This is a genomic window from Mesorhizobium sp. M7A.F.Ca.CA.004.06.1.1, assembly GCF_003999135.1.
Taxonomy (GTDB): domain Bacteria; phylum Pseudomonadota; class Alphaproteobacteria; order Rhizobiales; family Rhizobiaceae; genus Mesorhizobium.
On the sequence record NZ_RZPQ01000795.1, the window covers coordinates 1 to 2,636 of the forward strand.

Sequence of the window (2,636 nt, forward strand, 5' to 3'; positions counted from 1 at the left end):
GGCCGGCTGTTCCTTCGATGCCTTCCAGCGCGATTGCCCGGCCGCCAACCGCGATCGCCGCCTGGCCGACATCCAGCGCCCCGATGGCCTTTGCTGCCGCAAGGCCTGCCTCAATATCGCGCCAGTCCAATTTTCGCGGTTCGGCCTTGGTCAGCACGCCTTCGGCGGCGACAAGATTCGGCACTACTTCGTGGGCGCCAACGACCTTTACTCCGCGCGCTTCGAGGCCTCGTGCCAAGACCTTCAGAAGACCATCGTCGCCACGCGCGAGCGCCATGACGACCAAAGGAATCACCGCGAGCAGGCTGAGACTGGGGCGCAGCGCAAGCAATCGCGGCCGGCGCTTGATCTCGCCTGCAAGCACCAGATGGGTGATCCGGTGCCGCCGCAGCAAAGGGACGAGCGAGCCTATACCTTCCAGAGCGAGGCTTTCGTGATCGTATCGGGAGAGTTCCGCGATGCGGTCGACCTCGCCTTCCATCAGGATGACGAAGGGCGGATAACCTTGTTCAGCCGAACCGGCCGCGACTTCGACCGGCAGACTGCCGCCGCCGGCAATGATGCCGACCCTGGAGCCCGGCGGAAGATCAAGACGCGCAGCCGCTGTCTCAGTCTTCGTCATCGACATCGTCGCCATCGCCGCCCTTGAGCGACGGCACAGCATAATGCCGCTTGCCGCGACTGCTGATGAAATCGATGATCTTCATGGCGGTCGGCGACGACGCGAACTCCGCCTTGGCGAACTCGATGTTCTCGCCAACGGTGCGGGAACGATCGAAGATCATCCTGTAAGCCTTGCGCAGTACAAGGATTTCGGACCTTGGCAGGCCGGAGCGCTTGAGGCCGATGATGTTGAGGCCGCGTAGGCTGGCGCGGTTGCCGACCGCTATGGCAAAGGGGATGACATCGCCGACGATCGCGGAGCAGCCGCCGAGAAAGGCGTTGTCGCCGATGCGGACAAACTGATGCACTGCGGTCAGGCCGCCGATATAGACATTGTTGCCGACCTCGCAGTGGCCGCCCAGCGTTGCACCATTGGCGAACGTCGCATTGTTGCCGACGACGCAATCATGGGCGATATGGGCGTAGGCAAGGAAATTGCCATTGTCGCCGACCGTCGTCTCGCCGCGGCTGGAATCGGTGCCGAGATGCATGGTCACGCCTTCGCGGATCGTGCAGTTCCTGCCGATGACCAAGGTGGTGCGACCGCCCTTGTGCTTGGTGTTCTGCGGCGGTGCGCCCAATGTCGCCATCGGATAGACCTTGGTCGAGGCACCGATCGACGTCGCGCCCATCACCGAGACATGACTGACCAGTTCGACGTCGTCGCCGATCACCACATCGGCACCGACATGGCAGAACGGCCCGATGCGTGCACCTTGGCCGATTTGGGCGCCTTCCTCGACAATGGAGGACGCATGAATGGATGTCTTGATTTTCATAAGCACTCGATCGTCAGTCGCTGGTGACCATCATGGCTGAAATCTCGGCCTCGGCCGCCTTGGCGCCGTCGACCATGGCTTCACAAGCGAATTTGAGCAGGTTGCCGCGTTTCTTGATTTTCTTGACATGGATCTTCAACTGGTCGCCGGGAACCACCGGTTTGCGGAATTTGGCGTTGTCGATGGTCAGGAAATAGACCAGCGACGGCTTTTCGGTACCCAGGCTGCGGATACAGATGGCGCCGGCCGTCTGCGCCATCGCCTCGACGATGAGCACACCCGGCATGACCGGCTGCTCAGGGAAATGGCCCTGAAAATGCGGCTCGTTTATGGTCACGTTCTTGATGCCGACGGCGGATTCGTCGCCATCGATGTCGACGATACGATCGATCATCAGGAACGGATAGCGGTGCGGCAGGAGCTTCATCAGCCCCATAATGTCGACTGCCTCCAGCGTCGTCGACGCGATCATGTCAGCCATTGCCTCCCTCGCCCTGTTTGCGGGTCCTGGCGAGCTTGCGCAGCATGGCTATCTCCCGCATGGCTTCCGCCATCGGCTGTGCCGGATAGCCGCCCCAGATCTCGCCTGCAGGGACATTGCTCATAAATCCACTTCTTGCGGCAAGCTTGGCCCCTGTCCCTATGGTCAGGTGATCCGCAAGCCCGACGCCGCCGCCCATGGTGACATTGTCACCCACGACCACAGAACCCGAAATACCCGAAAGCCCGGCTATTATGCAATTGCGGCCGATGCGGACGTTATGGGCGATCTGCACGAGATTGTCGATCTTGGTGCCCTGGCCGATGATCGTATCGGACATGGCGCCGCGATCGACGGTGGTGTTGGAGCCGATCTCGACATCATCCTGAATAACGACACGGCCGATCTGCGGCACGCGTTCTGGACCCTTGGCCCCGCCGACGAACCCAAAACCATCCTGGCCTATCCTCGCGCCGCCATGAATGATGACGCGATTGCCGATCAAGGCATACTGGATGCTGGCTCCTGGACCGACATAGCCGTCGCGGCCGATCTGGCAGGATTGTCCAATAACCGCATTTGGGGCGATGACGGTGCCGCTGCCGATCGAAGCACCTGGCCCGATCACCGCGCCGGCCTCGATGACGGCACCGGCTTCGACATGCGCGGTCGCATCGACATGAGCGTGCGGCGAGACGCCGGTTTCACTGGTC

General features: G+C 61.7%; 4 protein-coding genes. All 4 read right to left on the minus strand.

All coding sequences use genetic code 11. From position 1 onward, the window contains the following. The coding region (lpxI, locus tag EN906_RS30225) for a UDP-2,3-diacylglucosamine diphosphatase LpxI (protein ID WP_127375608.1) at positions 1-637 on the minus strand (637 nt) is incomplete at its 3' end. Continuing rightward, positions 609-1,442, minus strand: a complete 834-nt coding sequence (gene lpxA / locus EN906_RS30230) for an acyl-ACP--UDP-N-acetylglucosamine O-acyltransferase (protein WP_127268626.1) — start codon at positions 1,440-1,442, stop codon at positions 609-611. The genes lpxA and lpxI, both read right to left, overlap by 29 nt. A 13-nt stretch (positions 1,443-1,455) precedes the next feature. Further along, positions 1,456-1,923: a 3-hydroxyacyl-ACP dehydratase FabZ gene (gene fabZ / locus EN906_RS30235; protein WP_127268627.1), complete on the minus strand. Its 468-nt coding sequence runs from the start codon at positions 1,921-1,923 to the stop codon at positions 1,456-1,458. Further along, positions 1,916-2,636: UDP-3-O-(3-hydroxymyristoyl)glucosamine N-acyltransferase (gene lpxD, locus EN906_RS30240; protein ID WP_127375609.1), on the minus strand; the 721-nt coding region annotated here is incomplete at its 5' end. The genes lpxD and fabZ, both read right to left, overlap by 8 nt.